This is a genomic window from Nannocystis pusilla (assembly GCF_020073745.1).
Taxonomy (GTDB): Bacteria; Myxococcota_A; Polyangia; order Nannocystales; family Nannocystaceae; genus Nannocystis; species Nannocystis radixulma.
The window spans coordinates 999,952-1,020,363 of sequence record NZ_JAIRAU010000001.1 but is presented as its reverse complement, the minus strand read 5'-3'; the positions used below and the strand labels follow the sequence as shown (position 1 = coordinate 1,020,363).

The window sequence follows — 20,412 nt, the reverse complement described above, 5'->3', positions numbered from 1 at the left end:
CGAGGCCTGATCGTCGTGGCGCTTGCGGCGTGTACACCGGCCCCCTCAGATGGGGATAGTACCCAAACTGACGGCAACTCCCTGGACACGACAGTCGGCTCCACCAGCAACTCCACCGGCAACGTCGATACATCGACCAGCAGTTCCACCAATGGACCCACCAGTCCCTCTACGAGCATCTTGACCGACAGCTCCACAAACAGCTCGACAGACGCAACCGAACCGTGCAGCGATGTTCACGAGGGTGATCTCTTCATCTGGGAAGACACCGATCTCGCCTCCCTCGCCAATATTGGCCATGTGACAAACAGCCTGTACATTTCGATGGGCGCACAGGATCAAGCGGACCTCTCCTTCTTGAACTGCGTTCACACGATCGGCTCTGCGTTGATCATCGACTGGAACGATCGACTGGAGACCACCGAGGGTCTGGCAAATTTGACATCTCTTCGCGCGCTCCTGATCAATAACAATGCAAATTTACGCATTGTCGCCGGCTTCGATCAATTCAGCGACCTGGCTTCTGTGATTATTTCCGGCAACCCCGCACTTGAAGAGATCAATCTCGACTCTCTGCAGAATGTCGAAACCCTGAAGATTGGTTTCTGTCAATTCGAGATGGCTTCAGCATCCCACTTCGAGCTCGTCGATCTCTCGGGATTCAGCAGCCTGACGAGGGTCAAGCGGCTCACGATCGATGGCAATGAGGCCCTCCTCTCCGCAGATCTGTTGGATGTTCTGGCGGCGAACGGAGACCCCATGCCGCTCGAACAGACTTGGATTCGATTCAATCCTCTGCTCTCTGAAACTCTCGTCCATGAGAAATTAAATGCGCTTGGCGTGAATAAGCGCGAAGTTTGCGGAAACGCGGAAGGAGCGCTCGGATGCTTCTGTCTAGTGGGCGACTGATCCATCGAATCTCTATCGTAGGGCTCGTACTCTTCGGCGCCGGCGCGAGTGGTTGCGGCGACGACACCGCCACGTCGGCGTCTGATAGTGCGACGGCAACGACGACGGGACCCACGAGCACGACGACGACGGCACCCACGACCACGGACGTCCCAACGACGACCGGGTCATCCACCACGGACGTGTCCGGTAGCGGAAGCGGTGGCGAGACGACAGGTGTCTTGCCCGACCCGGAGCCGTGCGAGCCCAAAACGTGCGTCGACGCAGCGGACTGCTGCCCGAGCCGGCTTGTCCCCGGGCAAACTTGCCCAGGGGTGGGGTACCCCAACAACTGGACCTGTGTGAATTCGAAGTGCACCCAGGGCGGCTGCAGTACCAACGCCGACTGCATCGTCCCGGGATTCGAATGCCTTCAGGTCAGCGGAATCAATAGCTGCGTAGCGCCCTGCCAGAACGACGATGATTGTGAGAAGGACAAAATTATGCCGGGAACGCGCTGCATTGGTGTGAGCGCTACGTCAAACTTTTGTCTCGAAGAGATTCCACCGCCCTGATACGAACCCTGAGGATGATCCGACGACTGTTCGAGGAACCCGCCAGCGTATCTTCGCACATATGCGATCCGAAATGACGTGCTGATTCGGCCAGCTGGGACGCGAGGATACTCCCGCGCGTCCGCGGTTGTCCGGCGCGCGCGAGTGCAAACATTCCTGGGACCGCGCGGCCGGGTGCGATCGGCCCGCACCTGCGACCCCGGGCCGGCGCTCAGCGCAGCAGCTCGAGCAGCTCCTCGCGTCCGAGGCCCGAGACATCGCCGTCGTCGACCGTCGCCTGCGCCAGCGCCCGCTTGCGCGCGTGCAGCTCGAGGATCTTCTCCTCGACCGTGTCCTCGCTGATCAGGCGGTGCAGGAACACCGGCCGCGACTGACCGATCCGGTGGGCTCGCGCGCCGGCCTGATCTTCGATCGACGGGTTCCACCACGGGTCGAGCAGGTACACGTAATCGGCCGCCGTCAGGTTGAGCCCCGTGCCGCCGGCCTTGAGCGAGATCAGCATCACCGGCGGCCCGTCCTCGGCCTGGAAGCGGGCCACCACCCCCGCGCGGTCCTCGGTGTGACCGTCGAGGCGCACGTGCTCGAGCTCGGCCGCCGTCAGCGCGTCCTCGACGAGGTCGAGCAGGCTGGTCCACTGCGAGAACACCAGCGCCCGGTGGCCCGCCGCCGTGACCTCGCCGAGCTGCGCCAGCAGCAGCTCGATCTTGCTCGAGCGCGTCGCCTCCTGGCCCGGCACCAGGGCGCTGTGGCAGGCCGCCTGGCGCAGACGCAGCAGCAGCTCGAGCGCCTCGAGCATCCCGCCGCTCGACTGCAGCTTCGGCAGCTCGAGCTCGGCCGCCACCCGCAGCCCGTCGTAGACCTTGCGCTCCTCCGCGTCGAGCGGGCAGCGCAGCACGATCTCCGTCAGCGGCGGCAGCTCCGGCGCCACCTCGGCCTTGCGCCGGCGCAGCAGGAACGGCCGCAGCTTGGCCTGCAGCTCGGCCGTGCGGGCCGCCCGGCCCTGCTCGACCGCCTTGCCGTAGCCGGCCACGAACTCGCGCAGCTGCCCGAGCAGCCCCGGGTTGAGGAAGTGACACAGGCTCCACAGCTCGGTCAGGCGGTTCTGCACCGGCGTCCCGGTCAGCGCCACCCGCCAGCCCGCGCGCAACGCGAACGCCGCGCCTGCGGTCGCCGTGGTCGGCTCCTTGATCGCGTGCGCCTCGTCGAGCACCACCGTGTCCCATGTCTCTCGGGACAGCTTCTCCTTGTCGAGCCGCAGCACCGCGTAGCTGGTGATCGTGATGTCCGCCCCCGGGTCGAGGCTGCGCTTCGGTCCGTGGTAGGCCGCCGCGCGCAGGCCCGGGCGGAACCGCCGCGCCTCCGCCAGCCAGTTGTGCAGCGTCGACGTCGGCGCCACCACCAGCGTCCGCCCGCGCACCGCCGTGAGCGTCTGCAGCGTCTTGCCGAGGCCCATGTCGTCGGCGAGCAGCGCTCCGATGCCCGCGTCGCGCAGCAGGCACAGCCAGTCGACGCCGCGGCGCTGGTAGTCGCGCAGCTGCGCCTGCAGGTCCGCCGGCAGCGTCGCCGGCGGCAGGTTGTTCAGGAAGTCCTCGCGCGACAGCCCGGCCAGGCCCGCCAGCTCCGGCGGCGGCGGCACCTCCAGCGCCTCGCACAGGGCCGCCGCCGCGCTCCGGGCCCAGCGCGGCCGCTTGCCGTCGGCCCGCCGCGCCGCCACGAATTGCTCGAGCATCGGCCCGTAGCGCTCGAGCCAGTCGCGCGGCAGCCACACCAGCCCGCCGTCCTCGGCCGCCAGCGCGTACTGCCCCGAGCGCCACGCCTGCACCACCCGCGCCGCGTCGACCTGCGTCTCGCCCGCGCCGCTCGGCGCCCGGAACGTCACCTCCGGCTCGGCCTCCCCGCCCGGCTCGGCGGCCCCCGGCTCCCAGCGCGGCTCGAGCGTGCGCCGCTCCGGCTCGCGCTCCGGTGACTCCGGCGACTGCGGTGATTCGCCTGGCGAATGTGCAGACTCGGGCGCCGCCACGCGCTCGACGAATCGCAGCACCTGCCCGCACAGCGCCACCCGCCCGCCGACGAACGTGCGCCCCTCGATCACCCCCGCCGAGGCCACCCGCAGCGGCGCCGCCTCGGCCGCGACCGGCGCCCCGTCGAGCGTCACGTCGAACGCGCCCACCAGGCGCGCGACCACGAATTCGGCGATGTCGGGGTAGATCTGCAGCGCATTGGCGCCCGCCGGCATCGCCGCCAGCAACGGGTCGTCGGCGTCGACCGCCCCCGGCAGCACCGCCTCGCCGCCGGCCCCGACCGCCACCACCCGCAGCAGCAGGCGGTCGCCGGCGCTCGCCAGACGATAGCCGAGCTTCAGCGCCTCCGTCACCTGCGGCCCGATCTGCTCGAGCAGCCCGCCCGCCGTGTGCAGCACCAGTGCCGCCGCCACCACGTGCTCGCACGCCGCCGGCCCGCCGCAGTCGCAGCGCCACGCGTCCCAGGCCCAGCGCACCTCCGCCCGCACCCCGCTGCCCGCCAGGCGGGCGATCGCGAACACCCACCCGCCCGCGTCGCAGCGCTGCACTCGCGCCGCCCCGAGCCGCGCCAACGTCAGTCCGCGGTGCCACGCCGTCGGGCTCGCCGCGCGATGCAGGGGTTCGAGGATCTCCGCGAACACGAGGCCACGGTGGTACCACGCCCCGCCGCGGCGGTCAGCGCGCGAAATCGCCCACGCGTCCGCGGCGCCGGAAATGTCGACACCCGTCAATGCGAGCACCATGACAGCCTGAATGCCGGCACCACGCTCCTGATCGTCCCGTCAATGGCCGGCCGGGCTGTCGACGATCTTCGCCATGGTATAAATATTGCCGGTTCCTGCGGTGGCCCGGCAATCCGAGCCTGGCGCGTCGAAGCGGCGGCCTCCGCGGCTCGCTGCGCCGCCCGCGGAGTGGACGTCCTTCCGGGCGTGTGCGAGCGTCCGAGCGTGACCGACTGGACCGAGCTCCCCGAATTCCCCCGCACCTTCGCCTCGCAATGCGCCCCTTGGGGCAGCATGGTCCGGCTGGTCAACGGCGTGCGCGCCATGAAGGGCGGCAAGCCGGTGGTGCTCTCGGGCGCGAAGGCGTTCTTGCAGCGGCTCGAGACCGACCTCGTCGGCGGCCGCGGCAGCGCGCCGGACGTGGCGAGTCTGGTCAGCCGCGTGCTCGCGGCCAACGCCCGGCACATCGACATCGTCGAGTGGTGCCGCGTGAAGGGCGACGAGCTCGACCTCTCGCTGTGGGTCTACGGCACGCGCGGCAGCCAGCGCCTGCACCTCTCGCTGCTCGGCCCGATCGGCCGCTACGCCGACGAGCCGCTGCCGGAGCACGCGAAGCCCAAGAAGCCGCGAGCCGCCAAGAAAGCCGCGCCCGCGCCCGCGCCCGCGCCCGTCCCCGTCGCTCCCGCCGCTCCGCCCTCCGCCGCGCTGGTGTTGCGACCGCTGGTCGCCGGCGCCCGGCCGAGCTACGGCGACCCGCTCGCCCGCGACCTCGACGGCCGCATGCACCTCTTCGTGCGCCTGCCCGACCGCGACGCCTACGCTTGCATCGATCCGTCCGGCGCCGTGCTCGGCGAGGGCGAGCACGCGTGCGGCGACGCGGCCGGCCCCGCCGGCGACCTCGCCGTCGCTCTCGCCCTCCAGGACGGCCTCTCGTTGATCTGGTCCCCGCCGCTCGCATGAAACGATCGCGGCCGCGAGGCCGCCGATCGCCCCGGCGTCGGGTGGATCCCGACAATTTGTTCCACGCACGCTCGCGACCCGGACAGGACGTGTCCGACGGCTCTGGGCTGACCGCACGTTCCTCGGCTTGGCCCTGCGCGCGCACGCGTGATACCTTGTCGAGCCATCCCCTTATTGCTGGAGAACTTCATGGTCGAAGCAAGAGCTCTGTTGACATCTCTGACCGCGGTGCTCCTCGCGCTCGGTTGCGCCAAGAACCCCGGCGCGACCGAGGGCAGCGTCGGCTTCTGTTATCACGAGGCCGGCGGCGGAGCGGACACGCCCTCGATCTACTACGAGGTCGAGACCGGCCGGGTGTTCGTGTTCCCCAACACACCCACGCCGCCCCCCGACGGCTGGGTGGACTGCACGTGCGGCCCGCCGTCGCCCGAGGCCTGCTGGTTGTGCTGGGACCCGTGCAGCGAAGAGACGAGCTCGAGCGGTTGAGCCGGCGTCGCCGGCGGCACGACGTGCGCCCCGAGATCGCGGCAGACGCCGCCTGGTCGCTCGTCCGTCGCTGCGCACCCCGGACCGGCGTTCGCCCGGGCGGGTCCACGAGCCGCTGAACGACGTCATCCCATCCGCCGGCGAGCGCGAAGTTGTTCGGCCGATCTGCGTGTGGTATCCGCAGCGCATGAAGATCGCCATCGTCGGTCCGGGCGGGATCGGGAGCACGTTCGCGTTTCAGCTCGAGCAGGCCGGGCACGACGTCACCGTGGTCGCCCGCGGGCGGCGGCTCGAGCAGCTGCAGCGCGACGGCGCCATCGTCACCGCGACGGGCAAGCGCGCGCCGGTGCAGGTCGCGGCCGCGCTCGACCCGACGACGCCGTGGGACCTCGTGCTCGTCACCGTGCTCGTGTCGCAGGTCGAGGCGGTGCTGCCCGCGCTGGCCGCCAGCGCGGCGCGGACGATCATGTTCATGTTCAACACCTTCGAGCCGTTCGACCGCCTGCGTTACACCGTCGGCGAGGCGCGCTTCGCCTTCGGCTTCCCGGCGATCCTGGCCAGCCTCGACGACGGCGTGCTGACGACGCAGATCTTCGGCCGGCCGGTGAGCACGACCGTCACCGATCCGTCGTGGGCGAAGGTCTTCACCGACGCGGGCATCGCCTCCGTCGTGCACCCCGACATGGAGAGCTGGCTGCGCACGCACGCCGCGTTCGTCGCGCCGGTGATGATCGCCAGCGCCAGGGCCCACGAGCGCCGCGCCGGCGTGTCCTGGTCCGAGGCGGTGACCCTCGCGCGCGCGGTCGACGAGGGCTTCCGCCTGGTGCGCCGGCTCGGCAATGTCATCACTCCCGCGCCGATGACGGTGGCGAGCCGATTGCCCACACCGATGACCGCGGCCTTCCTGTGGGCGCTCACCCGGCTGTCCGCGATCCAGCGGTCGGGCGCCGCCGGCTTCGGCGAGCCGCGCGCGTTGATCGACGCCATGACCGCCGCATCGCCCGACCCGACGCCCGCGCTGCAGGCCATCCGGCCGTGACCACAAAAACGCCCAGAGGCCGGCGAGCGCCGGCCCCTGGGCTGTCTGGCGCCGGCGCCTAGATCTCGAAGCAGTAGAGGCGGCGGGTCGTGTTGCACGTCCCGGGGTCGCCGTTGTCGGTCCACGCCGAGGTGCCCAGGCCCGAGCGGCCGTACTCGCCGGTGTCGAGGGAGCTGTTCGACGTCCAGTTGTTGCAGGTGGCGGTGGTGGCCGCGCCGAAGGGGCTGGTGCCGGTCCACACCTCCGAGCCGGACACACTGGTGCCGGTCTCGGTGGCGTAGATGCCGCTGTCGAGCGTGCCGTCGGTGAGGTCGGCGAAGCTGTTGGCGACGATGATCCCGTGCATCGAGTAGCCGGCGAGGCACGGCACGAAGCGGGTCAGCGGGCTGCTGGCGTCGGTGCTGAGCCAGGCGTCCCAGGTGCCGCCGAGGCCGGCCGAGTTGGCCCGCGTCTGGCACTTCGCCGCGGCGCCGCTGAGGCCGCCGAGGTTGCCGTTGTAGGTCCCGCCGGTGACGAACGTGCGCTTGGCCGGCTCGCACGCGTAGCAGCCGTCGCCCGCGACGGCGTTGCCGTCGTCGCACGTCTCGTGGCCGGTCCAGACGAAGCCGTCGCCGCAGGTGGCGAGCTGGCAGTTGTTGAGGCAGTCGTTGGTCTGCACGAGGTCGTCGTCGTCGCAGCCCTCGCCGGGCTGGACGAACCCGTCGCCGCACACCGGCAGCGTGCAGGAGAGGGTGCACGTGCCGTTGTTGTCGTTGCCCGGGCCCTCGTCGCACGGCTCACCGGCCTGGACGAAGCCGTCGCCGCAGGTCGGCAGCTTGCACACGTTGGTGCATCCGTCCTCGTTGACGAGGTTGCCGTCGTCGCACGGCTCGCCCGGGCCGACGAAGCCGTCGCCGCAGATGGCGCCGGTGCAGTCGGGCTTGCAGGGCTGGTCCTCGCCGTTGTCGTCGCCGCCGTCGCACTGCTCGACGCCGAGCCACAGGTGGCCGTCGCCGCACACCGCGTGCTTGCAGCTCAGCGTGCACGCGCCGCCGTCGCTGTTGGTGTTGCTGGTGTCGCACTCCTCGCCGAGGCTCGGCTGGGTGAAGCCGTCGCCGCAGGCCGGGAGGCGGCACAGGTCGGTGCAGCCGTCGTCCTGGTCGTGATCCATGCCGTCGTCGCACTGCTCGCCCGGATCGACGACGCCGTTGCCGCACTCCTCGAGCGCGCACAACGGGCTGCAGCCGTCGCCGGCGACGAGGTTGCCGTCGTCGCAGCCCTCGCCGGGGCCGCGGTCGCCGTCGCCGCAGACGTTGAGGTGGCACCCGGCGAGGCAGCCCTTCTGCGGGCCGTTGTCGGGCCCGTTGTCGCACTCCTCGCTGCCGCTGCCCTGGTCGTGCACGAGGCCGTCGCCGCAGTGGGCGATCGTGCAGGCGAGCGTGCAGTCGCCGCCGTCGCTGTTCTCGACGCCGGCGTCGCAGGACTCTCCCGGCTGGATCAGGCCGTCGCCGCACGCCGCGAGGGTGCAAGCGGAGGTGCAATCGTCGGTGTCGATCGCGTTGCCGTCGTCACACGCCTCCGTCGCCTGGACGATCCCGTCGCCGCAGGTCGGGGCGGTGCACGCGTTGGTGCACCCGTCGTCGTCGACGGCGTTGCCGTCGTCGCAGCCCTCCATCGGGCCGACCTCGCCGTCGCCGCAGGTGTTGATCGTGCAATCGAGCTTGCAGCCGGCGTGGTCGCCGTTGTCCGGGCCGTTGTCGCACTGCTCGCCGGGGCCGTGGTCGCCGTCGCCGCACACGTTGATCCGGCAATTGGCGCGACAGCTCGCGCTCGCGCCGTTGGCGGGCCCGTCGTCGCACTCTTCGCCGATCTGCAGGACCGCGTCGCCGCAGGCGGCGGCGATGCAGGCGTTGCTGCAGGCGTCGTCGTCGACGGCGTTGCCGTCGTCGCAGTGCTCGGGCGGCTGGGCGACGCCGTCGCCGCAGGTGGCGGGCACGCAGGCGTTGCTGCAGGCGTCGCCGTCGACGTCGTTGCCGTCGTCGCACGCCTCGCCCGGGCCGAGCAGCCCGTCGCCGCACACCGCGAACAAGCACTGCGAGGTGCAGGCCTTGTGGTCGCCGTTGGCGACGCCGTGGTCGCACTCCTCTTCGGGGCCGACCTCGTAATCGCCGCAGACGTTGAGCCGGCAATTGCTGCGGCAGATCTGGCCGGCGCCGTTGGCGGGGCCGTGGTCGCACTCCTCGCCGACGGCGAGCTGGCCGTCGCCGCACGTGCCCAGGTTACCGCCGCCGCCGCCCGTGAGGTTCGGCGAGTCGATATCGAGGTCGACGCTGACGTCGGCGTCGCAGCCGGCGGCCGCGAGCAGCAGCGCGCCGGTGAGCAGGCCCGCGCGAATGCCGAGAGTGTGGAAGATCGTGTGGTACTTCATTTCGGTTCTCCTGTGATTCGAGAGGTCGCGCGGGTGGGTCATTGTTCGAAGCAGTAGAGACGGCGCGGCTCGTCGCACGGGAGCGTCTCGTAGGAGTCGTAATTCCAGGCGCCGGCGATGGCATGGGTCTGACCCGTCCACCCTTCGGCGCCGGGGCCGTCCTGGGTCCAGTCGCCGCACCGGGTGTAGAGCGGGAGGTAGTCCGGCCCGACGCCGGTCCACACCCGTTCGCTGCCGACCTGGCCGCCGAATTCGTTGATGTTGATCGGCGCGTCGATGGACGAGTCGTTGAGGTCGGCGAAGTCGTCGGCCACGATCGCGCCGTCGAGGCGCTGGTAGCCGGTGGCCGAGGGGATGAAGCGCGTCCAGGGGCTGCTGCCCGAGGCCACGAGGTACGCGTCCCACACGCCGCCGAGGTCGGCCGCGTCCGCGCGGGCCTGACACTTGGCCTTCGCGCCGGCGATCCCGCCCAGGTTGCCGGTGTAACCGATGGCGGTGACGAACACGCGCTTGGGCACGGTGCAGTCGTCGTTGCAGCCGTCGCCGTCGACGTTGCCGCCGTCGTCGCACTGCTCGTGGCCGGCCCACAGCACGCCGTCGCCGCAGGTGGCCGCCTGGCAGTCGTTCCTGCAGGCGTCGCCGTCGTCGTCGTCGCCGTCGTCGCAGGTCTCGCCGGCCTGGACGAAGCCGTCGCCGCAGCTCGCCACCAGGCAGGTGAGGGTGCAGGCGCCGGCGTTGTCGTTGGCCGGGCCGTCGTCGCACTCCTCGCCGACCTGCACCACGCCGTCGCCGCAGGTCATGGCCTTGCACGCGCTCGTGCACTCGTCGTCGTCGTCCTCGTCGGCGTCGTCACAGGCCTCGCCGGGGCCGACGACGCCGTCGCCGCACACCGCGCCGCTGCAGTCGAGCTTGCACGGCTTGTCGTCGCCGTTGTTCGCGCCGGCGTCGCATTGCTCGACCTCGAGCCATACGTGGCCGTCGCCGCACACGGCATGTCGACACGACAGCGTGCACGCGCCGCCGTCGCTGTTGGCCGCACCGGCGTCGCACTGCTCGCCCAGGCTGGCCTGCACGTGGCCGTCGCCGCAGGCCGGTACGGTGCACGCGTCGGTGCAGCCGTCGTCCTGATCGCCGTCCTGGCCGTCGTCGCAGGCCTCGCCCGGCTCGACGATCGCGTTGCCGCACTCCTCGAGCGCGCAGGTCGGGCTGCAGCCGTCGCCGGCGCCGACGTTGCCGTCGTCGCAGGCCTCACCGGGGCCGAGGTCACCGTCGCCGCAGACGTTGAGGGTGCAATCGGCGAGGCAAGCGTGACCCGGGCCGTTGGCGAGGCCCTCGTCGCACTGCTCGGCGCCGCCGCCCTGATCGTGAAGGAGGCCGTCGCCGCAGACCGCGAGCGCGCACGCGAGCGTGCAGCCGCCGCCGTCGCTGTTCGCCAGGCCGTCGTCGCACGCCTCGCCGGGCTGGAGGTGGCCGTCGCCGCAGGCCGCCGCGGTGCAGGCGGCGGTGCACAGGTCGGTGTCGATCGCGTTGCCGTCGTCGCAGGCCTCGGTCGCCTGCACGACGCCGTCGCCGCAGGTGGCCGCGACGCAGGTGTTGCTGCACGCGTCGAGGTCGACGGCGTTGCCGTCGTCGCAGCCCTCCAGCGGGCCGACGTGGCCGTCGCCGCACACGTTGAAGGCGCAATCGAGCCTGCACGCGGCGTTGTTCGCGTTGCTCGGGCCGTTGTCGCAGGCCTCGCCCGGGCCGATGTCGCCGTCGCCGCAGACATTGGTCATGCAATTGCTGCGACACGCCGCGCTCGGGCCGTTGGCGGGGCCGTCGTCGCACTGCTCGCCGGCCGCGGGCTGGTGAATGCCGTCGCCGCAGGCCGCGGGGACACAGGCGGAGGTGCACAGGTCGGTCTCGACGGCGTTGCCGTCGTCGCAGGCCTCGCCGGGGCCGACGAAACCGTCGCCGCAGGCGGCGTGCTGGCACTGGCCGGTGCAGGGCGCGTCGGGGCCGTTGTCTTCGCCGTCGTCGCAGGCCTCGCCGGGGCCGACGTCGCCGTCGCCGCAGACGTTGAGCCGACAGTCGGCGTGGCAAGCCTGGCCGGGGCCGTTGGCCTCGCCGTGGTCGCATTGCTCGCCGGGGTCGAGCTGACCGTCGCCGCAGGCGCTGCCGCCGGCAGAGACGTGGATGTCGACGGTGACGTCGAGGGCGCCGTCGCAGCCCGGGCTCAGGAGCGGAAGGCTCGCGGCGAGGAGGGCCGCTCGCGCGGAAGAAATGGTGCGGGTATTCATGAACATGGCAGTGAGATCTCCAGAAAATGGCGATGGTGAGGCCCCGTCATTGCTCGAAGCAGTACAGCCGCTGCGCGGCCGCACAGTGCAGGCTGAGGGCGAGCGAGCGGGCGCTCCAGTTGAAGTCGGTGGCGTCGTTGCGGCCGTCGTAGCCCTCCTGCAAGGTGCTGGAGGTCGACCACGTCTGGCAGTTCTCGACGAGCGGAGTCCCGTGCGCGGCGGTGCCGGTCCACACCATGGCTTGAGGCACGAGCGCGCCGAATTCATTGTGGTCGATCGGCGCGTCGAGGGTGCCGTCGGTCAGATCTTCCCAGGTCTGCGCGATCTCCGGGCCGTCGATGCGGGCGTAGTGCGTCGTCGACTTGACGAAGCGGGTCGCCGGGCTGCTGACCGCGCTGCTGATCCAGGCGTCCCAGGTGCCGCTCAGGCCGGCCGCGGCGGCGCGCGTCTGGCATTTGCTCGCGGCGCCGGCGATCCCGCCCAGGTTGCCGTTCCACGTGGTGCTGGTGACGAACACGCGCTTGGGCCGGACGCAGTCGGCGTTGCAGCCGTCGCCGTCGAGGTTGTTGCCGTCGTCGCAGACCTCGACGCCCGCGAGCACGGAGCCGTCGCCGCACACGGCGACCTCGCAATTGTTCAGGCAGCCGTCGGTGTTGTCGGCGTCGCCGTCGTCACAAGCCTCGACGCCGGCGTGCACGAAGCCGTCGCCGCACGCGGGCAGCGTGCACGCGAGGGTGCAATCGCCGGTGTTGCTGTTGAGCGGCCCGAGGTCGCACGCCTCGGCGCCCTGCTTGAGGCCGTCGCCGCAGGTCGGCAGCTTGCACGTGTTGCTGCAAGTGTCGTCGTCGAGCGCGTCGGCGTCGTCGCACGCCTCGCCGGGGCCGACGAAGCCGTCGCCGCAGAAGTTGTGGGTGCAATCGAGCTTGCAGGCGTGGGTGTTGGCGTTGCCCGGGCCGTCGTCGCATTGCTCGACCGCGAGCCACACGTGACCGTCGCCGCAGGTCGCGACCTTGCAGTCGCTCGTGCAGGCCCCGCCGTCGCTGTTGCCGGGCCCGTCGTCGCACTGCTCGCCCTTGCCCGGCTGGACGAGGCCGTCGCCGCAGGCCGGCAGCATGCACGCGTCGGTGCAGCCGTCGTCTGGATCGCCGTCCTGGCCGTCGTCGCACTGCTCGCCGGCGTCGACGATCTCGTTGCCGCACGCCTCGTGGGTGCACAGCGGACTGCAGCCGTCGCCGCCCGCGAGGTCGCCGTCGTCGCAGGCCTCGCCGGGCCCGAGGTCGCCGTCGCCACAGACGTTGAGGCTGCAATCGGCGAGGCAAGCGTGGCCGGGGCCGTTGTCGAGGCCCTCGTCGCACTCCTCGCCGCCGCCGCCCTGGTCGTGGACGAGGCCGTCGCCGCAGGTAGCGACGGCGCAGGCGAGCGTGCAATCGCTGCCGTCGCTGTTGTCCGGGCCGTCGTCGCACGCCTCGCCGGCCTGGATGAAGCCGTCGCCGCAGGCCGCCGCGGTGCACGCGTTGGTGCAGGCGTCCGTGTTGTCGCTGTTGCCGTCGTCGCACGCCTCGCTGGCCTGGACGATGCCGTCGCCGCACGGGGGGACGGTGCAAGCATTGGTGCACGCGTCGTCGTCGACGTCATTGCCGTCGTCGCAGCCCTCCATCGGACCGACGTGGCCGTCGCCGCAAAAATTGACGGTGCAGTCGAGCTTGCACGCGGCATGGTTCGCGTTGCTCGGGCCGTTGTCGCACGCCTCGCCGGGGCCGATGTCGCCGTCGCCGCAGACGTTGATCGTGCAATCGGCGCGACAGGCCGCATTCGGGCCGTTGCCGGCCCCGTCGTCGCACGCCTCGCCGGCGGCCGGCTGGAGGTGACCGTCGCCGCAGCCGGCCGGGACGCAGGCGGCGGTGCACAGGTCCGTATCGTCGCCGTTGCCGTCGTCGCAGGCCTCGCCGACCTGGACGATACCGTCGCCGCAGGCCGCGAGCGCGCAATCGTTGCTGCACGCGTCGTCGTCGACGTCGTTGCCGTCGTCGCAGGGCTCGCCCGGCTGCAACACGCCATCCCCGCAGACCGATCCCACGCAGGTGTTGCTGCACCCATCGTCGTCGACCTCGTTGCCGTCGTCGCATGTCTCGCCCGGGCCGACGTGGCCGTCGCCGCAGACGTTGAGGGTGCAATCGAGCTTGCAGGCCGCGTCGTTGCCGTTGTCCTCGCCGTCGTCGCATTCCTCGCCGGGCCCGATCTGCCCGTCGCCGCAGGGCAGCTCGGGCCCGGGGCTGGTGATATGGATCGAGATCTCCACGTCACCGTCACAGCCGGTGGCCAGGAGGTGCAGCACCGTCGCAAGCGCACACGGGTGCGCGCGACGAGTCGATTTCTTCGTATTCTCCATCTCTGTTCTACTCCGATCGTCTCGCTTGTTGGCGAACGAACGGCCCTCTTCGCCGGACCGCCAGCGGCGGCGAGCGTGAAGGCCTGCGTGACCGCGCCGGCCGCGGGTGAGCCCGCGGCCGGTCGCAATTCGTTCGCCCGGCCATGATCGCCGATGGTCGGCGCCGCGAGGCGATCACCTGAACTTCGAGCCATGTGAGTTTCGGGCCGCATGCCCGCGCAGCCGAGCGGTCGGAGTCGCGCCGCAGCGACGACTGCACCAGGACGCCCGGCGAGGGACGTGCCGGCGAGGCAGGTTGCCGAATCACGACGAGGCACGATCGACACGGCGGCATTCGATCCATCGCGCCGCTGTCACTTTTCTGCGAAGTCCGATGCGGGCTCGAAGCGATGTCCGATCGCGTCCGGACGAGATCGCCGGCCGTGCTCCCGGTCGGGCCTGTCCGTGAGCGACGCCCGCGCTGCAGGTCATCGGCCGAGAACGGCGGTCCCGGGCGAAGACGAGCGCGCGCCGCTTGGCGGACCTGTTCAGCCGTGATATCGATCGAACCCTCAGAGGATCATGCCGGCAGACGACAGCCATGACGAGGACAACGAGCGGCCCGCCGCCGCCGCGCCGACCACCACGTCGATGACCTTTCGCGCCGGTTATTCGCTCGAGTCGCTCGCCGGCCCCCGCGGCGACGTGCTCAGCATCAAGGCCCCCGACGGCAAGATCTTCTTAAAAATTTCGCTGCTCCCGGAGGGACCGGCGGTCGAGCTGCAGAGCGTGTCGCTGGCAGTGGCCGCCACCGGCGACCTCTCGCTCGATTGCCGCCGCCTCGCCATCCACGCCGAGGACGGCGTGGCGATCCACACCGGCGGCGACCTCGTGCAGGTCGCCCAGGGCGACGTACGCGTGGCAGCCGGCGGCGTCATCGACAGCGAGGGCCACGCCCAGCACCTGCGCGCCCGTCGCGGCGACGTCCAACTCACCGCCAACGACGACGTGGCCCTCGACGGCGAACGCGTCCGCCTCAACTCGCCAAAAGCCGGGATCCAGCCGCGCGCGGCGTTACAAGCACAGGCGCCGGGCCAGCTCGAACCCAAGCGGTAGAGGGCCGTCATGGAATCATCGACCCTCGAGACGGTGATGATGGTGATAAGCTTTAGCCTATTGGCTGCAACACTCATCACAGCTGTCAGGGCCGCTAATAATGCGTGGCCCGCACGAGAGCAGTATCTCCGAGCGATCGAACAGACCATACGCGAGCTCTCTGACGTGATCGGCGGACGGCTTGTCGACCCCCCTCACGACCATCTCCAAGCTCATGTCGTTCGCAACGGGCTGGACGTGTGCGTCTCCATCGAGCATGATAACAGCCCCAATGACGGCGTGTACACGGCAATAGCCGTCGCTCTGCCGCCCGGACGCGCTTGGCGGACCCCGCGCCTTTGCTACCGAAAAACAGCGCCCTTCGACATCGACCTCACCTCGCCTGAAGTTTTCGAGCGCTACTTTAGCGGTGCGCGCGCGCACGATCTACCAGAGGAAACGCGCAAGCGACTGCTGCAACTCGCTCAACAGGATTGCCTCATACGTCTGTATGACCGCGAACTGCTCCTGTTCGTGTCTCTGCCCGATCCGTCGTCGGGCCGGCGGACCTTCCTGACGAATGCCCAACGACAGAGCGTCCTCATCGACGCCACCGCTCAGGTAGCGCTCGACCTCATCCGATAAGCCGCGATCAGGGCATTGGTGCGATCGGTTGACCATCGACGAAGACCGTGACTCCGTCGAGATCGGCCCCCGCTGGTGCGTCGGGAGCCAGAGGGCTGTCGGGCAGCCCACGTGGTGTCGGCCACGCGCCATGCCACACCACGTACACGCCCATCTCCTCGAGGCTGATCAGAACGCGATGAACCACCGGCTCGATCTCGACCAGCTTGCCCTCGAAACGCACGGAAATGCGGGGCGGCTCACCCGGCAGGCAGACCACGATTTCTCCGTCCGGGGTCATGTTGCGGAAGCGGATCGCTTCGTCGCCGCGCATGAGCGGGACGACCAGCCCGGGAGCAGCCGCGTCAGCCCAACGCGGGTGAATCAGCTTCTCGATCGTGGCCTCCCGCTGCTGTTGATGCAGGTCGAACGGCAGGTACCCGCGCGCGGCCTCCGGGAGCAGCCGCATATCGTCGGGGAGAAATTCAGGACACACGCCGAGAAACGCACTTCGCGGGTACCAATCCGGATCGAACCAGTCACAGGACCATGGCAACGGCTGTCGCCACCAGTTCGCCACGTGCCGGGAGATTAGCCGCTCCGGCGTGATCAGGTCGCGTGGGTCCTCGATGTTGGGCAGCAACAGCCCGTCGATGAGCGCCGCATCGTCCGACACGACGTAGCCCCGCCCTGCAGGGTTGCGCGGGTAGATGCCCGGGTGTGGGGACATCGCCTCGAGCAGAGTCTTGGGCCGCTCCACCGGCACGGTAGGGTCGCAGCCGCCGAACGCAAACTCGTGACGCATCATGATCGTCTCGAATGGCTCGGGCCGAGAAAAGGCTACCGAGCCGGGCCCGCGATAGAGGCATCGGCGATCCCCGTGGATCAGGTACTCGCGGCGAATGTCGCCAAACTCGAGGCTGGCCACCACCTGCGTCGCTTTGCGCCCGGGTGGAGCGTGAGCTGTCGCCATGACGATGAGATCGGTGGCGGCCTTGTAGGGGATGATATCCAGCTCCGGCGGCGCTCCCTCCTCAAGTTCGTTGCTGACCATGTTGAGGAATGGCTGCTGGATCTCAGCGCGCACGCACTCGCCGTTCGGCAACAGGTCGTACGTTCGCTTGACGTGCACCGACACGATCTGCCGCCGCTCGGCGTCGGCCGCCAACAGAAAGGTCGCGGTAGCCGGATGCATGCTCAGTTCGCGGTGTTGCCCGACGACTTGCCGGGGAAGAAAGTGTACTTGATGTTGCTGCCGCGACCGATCGAGACGGTGGGCAGCGCTCCCCGCGGCACGTCTACAAGTGGCTGAGCGGTCTGGTAGATCGCACCCGAGACCACCGGGCTGACGATCCAGCTCTTGACCAGATGGTCCGCCAGCTTGCTCAGGACGTTGCGCGCAATCAGGACTGGGTTCGCGCCCTTCAGCTTCTTGTTAAAGATCGTCTCGAGAGCGTTTTTGTAGGCGGCCGGCATCGGCTTCCCCGACCCGAACTTGCCCCATTGATCGCCCTTCACGATCACCGACCAGATCGCATCAAGCGTCACGTCGACGGCGATGAAGCTGAGGCCGAGGATGATGTCCTTGAGCGTGAGGTAGGACATGACCGTCCCGCGCAAGCAAATCACAAATCCGGTCGGAAGCGACACCGGACTGGCGCAGATGAGCCCGAGGTACGCCGCCAGGTATGTGCCCATCGGCTTGCCCTCGATGAGTACGCTGGTGACCGGCATCATCACCTTGTGCTTCGAGAACATCGAGTTGATCAGGATCATCCAGTTCTTTGGGATCGCCGTGTGCGGGATCATGTAACCGACGTCGTGCCCTTGCTGGATCGCCGGGCAACCGTCGAAATATGTGTTCACTCCGACCTTGTGGCTCAGCAACCGGCCCGGGTGATACCCCATGAACGCCGGCCCCTCGACAAACCCCGGCACGAACTTCACCGGCTGCGGCGGCGGAAGCCACTGATCGTGCATGGTGAATGCCGATAGGCCGAATTGGTCGTAGCCTTGATGAAGACCGAGGCACAGCATGATCGTGTTATCCCGACGGGCAGAGAGGCAAATTCTCGAGAATGTCGGTCATGGGGTGGTTGGCGACGAGCACGTCCAGCGGCAAGTCGAGCTCCGTCGACGACTCGATGCAGATCGGCACCTCGTGCGACGGCGCCGTGCGCAGCTGCCGGATCGTCGTCGTGCGGGCGCGCGGAGCGGCCGCCTTCGCGCCGAGCACTCGCAGCGAGCGCAGGCGCTCCGGCAGGAATTGATAGATCAGCGCCTGCCGGGCCACCACCGAGAATTTGCCCTCGTCGGGCAGCAGGTACAGCGTATCGGCGGTCATCGGCAATTGATACAGTCGCCCGCCGAGATCGACCTCGATCCAGTATTTGAACGCCGGCAATTTAAAAATCCACGGCGCTCCGTGGCGCATCCCGGTCAGCGTCACCGATTCCCCCGCCGGGTAGGCCGGCAGCGCCATGCGCGGGTGGGAGAACGTGAACATCGCCGGCTCGATGCGGGTCGTCTGGGCCTCCACGTCCACCGAGATGCCGCGCATGCTGCGGAGCGTCGAATGCCGCGACACCGGGCCCATCCCGGCCACCCGGGGTCGTTGGTCCCACTCGGTCACCAGGTCGTCGAGCTCTTCCACGTTGGGCAGCGGCGCCCCGGCGACCGCCTCTTTCTGCACGACGAAGCCGCGGCCGTCCGGGTTGTCGAAGTACGCCCCGACCACGTTGTGGTTCGTCATCGCGCGGCCCCCGAACGCGCGCGCGTAGGTCAGCGGCATGCTGGTGAACGGCTGCGGGCGGCTCGGCCGGAACCCCGCCAGCGTCCGGACCCATTCGCGATCGCCGGACACCGCCACGCGCCGCGCGAACCGGCCGATCGCCAGCGACACCTCGAGCGCCTCCACCGGCTGGCGAGGGTCCGGGCAGCGCGCGTGCCCGAGGACCGCGACGTCGCAGCCGGCCTTGACCGGCACGATCTCGCAGTCGAGCGTCCCGAGCTCGGTCTCCGTGTCTTCGAGCAGCACCGGCGGCTGCGCCTCGCACAGGCTCACCTCGCCCGTCGACGCGACGACGAAGGTGCCCTTGACGACGACGATGGCCTGCAGCAGATCACGGTAGAACAGCTGTGCCCGAACGAGGCTGGTGGCGAGCGGAGTGTCGTTGAAGAACTGCATCGTTCCCGTGAGTTCGATGACGAGACCGCTGTCGTCTGCGCGACGAAGGAGAACACTACACAGCCTGCTTGTAAACGGCCCCGGCCTGCGCCCGACTCGGCGCGTCGCCCCGGCGGCGCGCCGCGGAGCGAGGCGGACACGCGCGCAATCTCGCTCTCGCCTCGGCCCGTGGACAGCCCACGCGACTCGGAAGTAGTCTCGCATGTCGTCGCGTGGTCGAACTGTTCCCACCGCCGCTCGGCGCCCGGATCGCCGGTCGCTTCGAACTCCTGGCCCCGCTGCGAGGTCAGGGCGCCGTGCGAACCTTCCTCGTGCGCGACCTGCAGACCAAGCAGCGGCGCGCGCTCTCGCTCTTCGATCCCGCTCGCGTACAGGCCGGCGTCTGGCAGGACTTCGCGCGGATCATCGCAGCGGCGGCAGCCGCCAAAGTCCCTGGACTCCTGGGCCCCGCGGAGGTCCCGGCGGAGCCGCCCGATCCGCCGCACATCGTCCACGATCTGTCGCCCCATCGCGACCTCGATCGCGTGCGCGCGCAGGACGGGCGAATCCCGTGGCAACGCGCCCTCGCCATCGGTGAACGGATCGCCGCCGTCCTGCACGGCGCCCTCGTCGCGACCGGCGTCGCGCATCGGGCCTTGACTCCGTCGTGCTGCCTCGTCGACGCGCGCGACGAGGTCGAGCTCCTCGACCATGGCGTCGCCGTGTTCGAGCCGGCCGGCGAATCGCACGAGGCCGACTATCGCGCTCCGGAGCAACGCCGCGGCCAGGGAGATCCACGCAGCGATGTCTATTCGCTCGCCGTCATCCTCTTCGAGTCGATCTGCGGCGAACGCCCCGCGGACGATTCATCGCCGGGCTCGTCCATCGACGCGCCTCCGGCCGTCGAACGGCTCTTCATTCAGGCCCTCGCGCCCGAGCCCGATCGGCGCTTCGCAGATGCGGGCGCCCTGCGGGCGGCCCTGCGCGAGGTCCTCGGACTCCCTGCATTGCCGGCGAGCGCGCCCCAGGCGGCCGTCCAGCCGCCCTCTGCGCCGCCCCTGTCCCAGACGCCGAATCGTGCCCTGCGAACCGCCCCCGCGCACTCGCGGCCCGATCTGCCGCCGCTCGAGACCGTCGTCGAATCGACCGAACGGCTCCCGCCCGTCGCATCATCGCAGCCGCCCGCGGCCACGCCCGCCGAGGTCGGCGATCCCGCGACCGAACGCCTGCCCGCCCGTGCCCCGCGCGATTCATCGCCCCGGCTCGTGCCCGCGAAGGAACGCGCCGGTGAGGCGGACGAGAGCACCTCGAAGTGGGGCAAGCGCGCCGACCTCGCGTCGCGTCCGCCCGAAGCCACCGAGGTCCTGACCCCCACGAGCGGCGCAGCCCAGCCGCGCGAGCGCACCGAGGTGCTGCCCCAGTCGCGGCCCCCCGAGCGGATCGAAGTCCTGCGAGGGCCCCCGCGCGAGCGACAAGCGCCAGCCGTCGCGCCGCCGGAGTCCTTCGAGGACAGGCAGACGATCGCCATGCCCGTGCGCAAGCGGGACGAGGAGCCGAGCGAGCAATCCGTGCGACCCCCGATCGAGCCCACCGTCATCGTGAGCAGCGCTGACGGTGCGACCGCGGCGAAGGGCCGCGAACGACTCGAAGCCCAGCCGCCGACCCTCGAGCTGTCGCCCGCTCGCGACGCCAAGCCGGCGCTGTCGACGACCTTGCTCGTCGTCAACGCCGGGCTCGGTCTTGCCATCTTGCTCGGCCTCCTCTGGGCCATCTCGTAGTCGA

At 70.0% G+C, this 20,412-nt stretch carries 14 protein-coding genes; 7 read left to right on the top strand and 7 right to left on the bottom strand.

Features of this window, described 5'->3' with window-relative positions; all coding sequences use genetic code 11:
- Positions 1 to 180: 180 nt before the first annotated feature.
- Positions 181 to 909, top strand: a complete 729-nt coding sequence (locus K7C98_RS04015) for a hypothetical protein (RefSeq protein WP_224190160.1) — start codon at positions 181 to 183, stop codon at positions 907 to 909.
- A 765-nt stretch (positions 910 to 1,674) separates the two neighbouring features.
- Here the strand turns inward: K7C98_RS04015 and K7C98_RS44595 are convergent.
- A complete protein-coding gene (locus K7C98_RS44595; RefSeq protein ID WP_224190159.1) occupies positions 1,675 to 4,125 on the bottom strand; it encodes a DEAD/DEAH box helicase in 2,451 nt (816 codons plus the stop codon).
- 306 nt (positions 4,126 to 4,431) lie between these two features.
- On the opposite strand from K7C98_RS44595, the gene K7C98_RS04005 reads away from it, so the two are divergent.
- The 3 genes from K7C98_RS04005 (at position 4,432) to K7C98_RS03995 (ending at position 6,691) form a co-directional block, all read left to right on the top strand.
- Positions 4,432 to 5,166 carry a hypothetical protein gene (locus tag K7C98_RS04005; protein ID WP_224190158.1) on the top strand — a complete coding sequence of 245 codons (735 nt, stop codon included), beginning with the start codon at positions 4,432 to 4,434 and terminating at the stop codon, positions 5,164 to 5,166.
- 210 nt (positions 5,167 to 5,376) lie between these two features.
- A complete protein-coding gene (locus tag K7C98_RS04000; RefSeq protein ID WP_224190157.1) occupies positions 5,377 to 5,652 on the top strand; it encodes a hypothetical protein in 276 nt (91 codons plus the stop codon).
- A 187-nt stretch (positions 5,653 to 5,839) separates the two neighbouring features.
- A complete protein-coding gene (locus tag K7C98_RS03995) occupies positions 5,840 to 6,691 on the top strand; it encodes a ketopantoate reductase family protein (RefSeq protein ID WP_224190156.1) in 852 nt (283 codons plus the stop codon).
- 58 nt (positions 6,692 to 6,749) lie between these two features.
- Here the strand turns inward: K7C98_RS03995 and K7C98_RS03990 are convergent, their stop codons facing one another.
- Genes K7C98_RS03990 through K7C98_RS03975 form a run of 3 tightly spaced genes read right to left on the bottom strand, consistent with a single transcriptional unit; the run spans position 6,750 to position 13,712 of the window.
- Positions 6,750 to 9,098 (bottom strand): DUF4215 domain-containing protein, encoded by a 2,349-nt coding sequence (locus K7C98_RS03990; protein ID WP_224190155.1) that lies wholly within the window; start codon positions 9,096 to 9,098, stop codon positions 6,750 to 6,752.
- Between the two features lie 38 nt (positions 9,099 to 9,136).
- A complete protein-coding gene (locus tag K7C98_RS03985) occupies positions 9,137 to 11,377 on the bottom strand; it encodes a DUF1554 domain-containing protein (protein WP_224190154.1) in 2,241 nt (746 codons plus the stop codon).
- Between the two features lie 46 nt (positions 11,378 to 11,423).
- On the bottom strand, positions 11,424 to 13,712 hold the full coding sequence (locus K7C98_RS03975) for a DUF4215 domain-containing protein (RefSeq protein ID WP_346660262.1): 2,289 nt from the start codon (positions 13,710 to 13,712) through the stop codon (positions 11,424 to 11,426).
- Between the two features lie 615 nt (positions 13,713 to 14,327).
- Here K7C98_RS03975 and K7C98_RS03970 point away from each other — a divergent pair.
- Both K7C98_RS03970 and K7C98_RS03965 read left to right on the top strand, forming a co-directional pair.
- Positions 14,328 to 14,861, top strand: a complete 534-nt coding sequence (locus tag K7C98_RS03970; protein WP_224190153.1) for a hypothetical protein — start codon at positions 14,328 to 14,330, stop codon at positions 14,859 to 14,861.
- Between the two features lie 9 nt (positions 14,862 to 14,870).
- Entirely contained in the window at positions 14,871 to 15,485 is a 615-nt protein-coding gene (locus K7C98_RS03965; RefSeq protein ID WP_224190152.1) for a hypothetical protein, read from the top strand.
- A 7-nt stretch (positions 15,486 to 15,492) separates the two neighbouring features.
- Here the strand turns inward: K7C98_RS03965 and K7C98_RS03960 are convergent, their stop codons facing one another.
- From K7C98_RS03960 to K7C98_RS03950, 3 genes are all read right to left on the bottom strand, one after another.
- Positions 15,493 to 16,659, bottom strand: a complete 1,167-nt coding sequence (locus tag K7C98_RS03960) for a DUF2169 family type VI secretion system accessory protein (protein ID WP_224190151.1) — start codon at positions 16,657 to 16,659, stop codon at positions 15,493 to 15,495.
- Between the two features lie 2 nt (positions 16,660 to 16,661).
- The gene (locus K7C98_RS03955) at positions 16,662 to 17,444 is read right to left on the bottom strand and encodes a hypothetical protein (protein WP_224190150.1); all 783 of its coding nucleotides are present in this window, start codon (positions 17,442 to 17,444) and stop codon (positions 16,662 to 16,664) included.
- Between the two features lie 64 nt (positions 17,445 to 17,508).
- Positions 17,509 to 18,651, bottom strand: coding sequence for a DUF2169 family type VI secretion system accessory protein (locus tag K7C98_RS03950; RefSeq protein WP_224190149.1), 1,143 nt, complete (start codon positions 18,649 to 18,651; stop codon positions 17,509 to 17,511).
- A 212-nt stretch (positions 18,652 to 18,863) separates the two neighbouring features.
- On the opposite strand from K7C98_RS03950, the gene K7C98_RS03945 reads away from it, so the two are divergent.
- Positions 18,864 to 20,408, top strand: a complete 1,545-nt coding sequence (locus K7C98_RS03945) for a serine/threonine protein kinase (protein ID WP_224190148.1) — start codon at positions 18,864 to 18,866, stop codon at positions 20,406 to 20,408.
- Positions 20,409 to 20,412 lie beyond the last annotated feature (4 nt).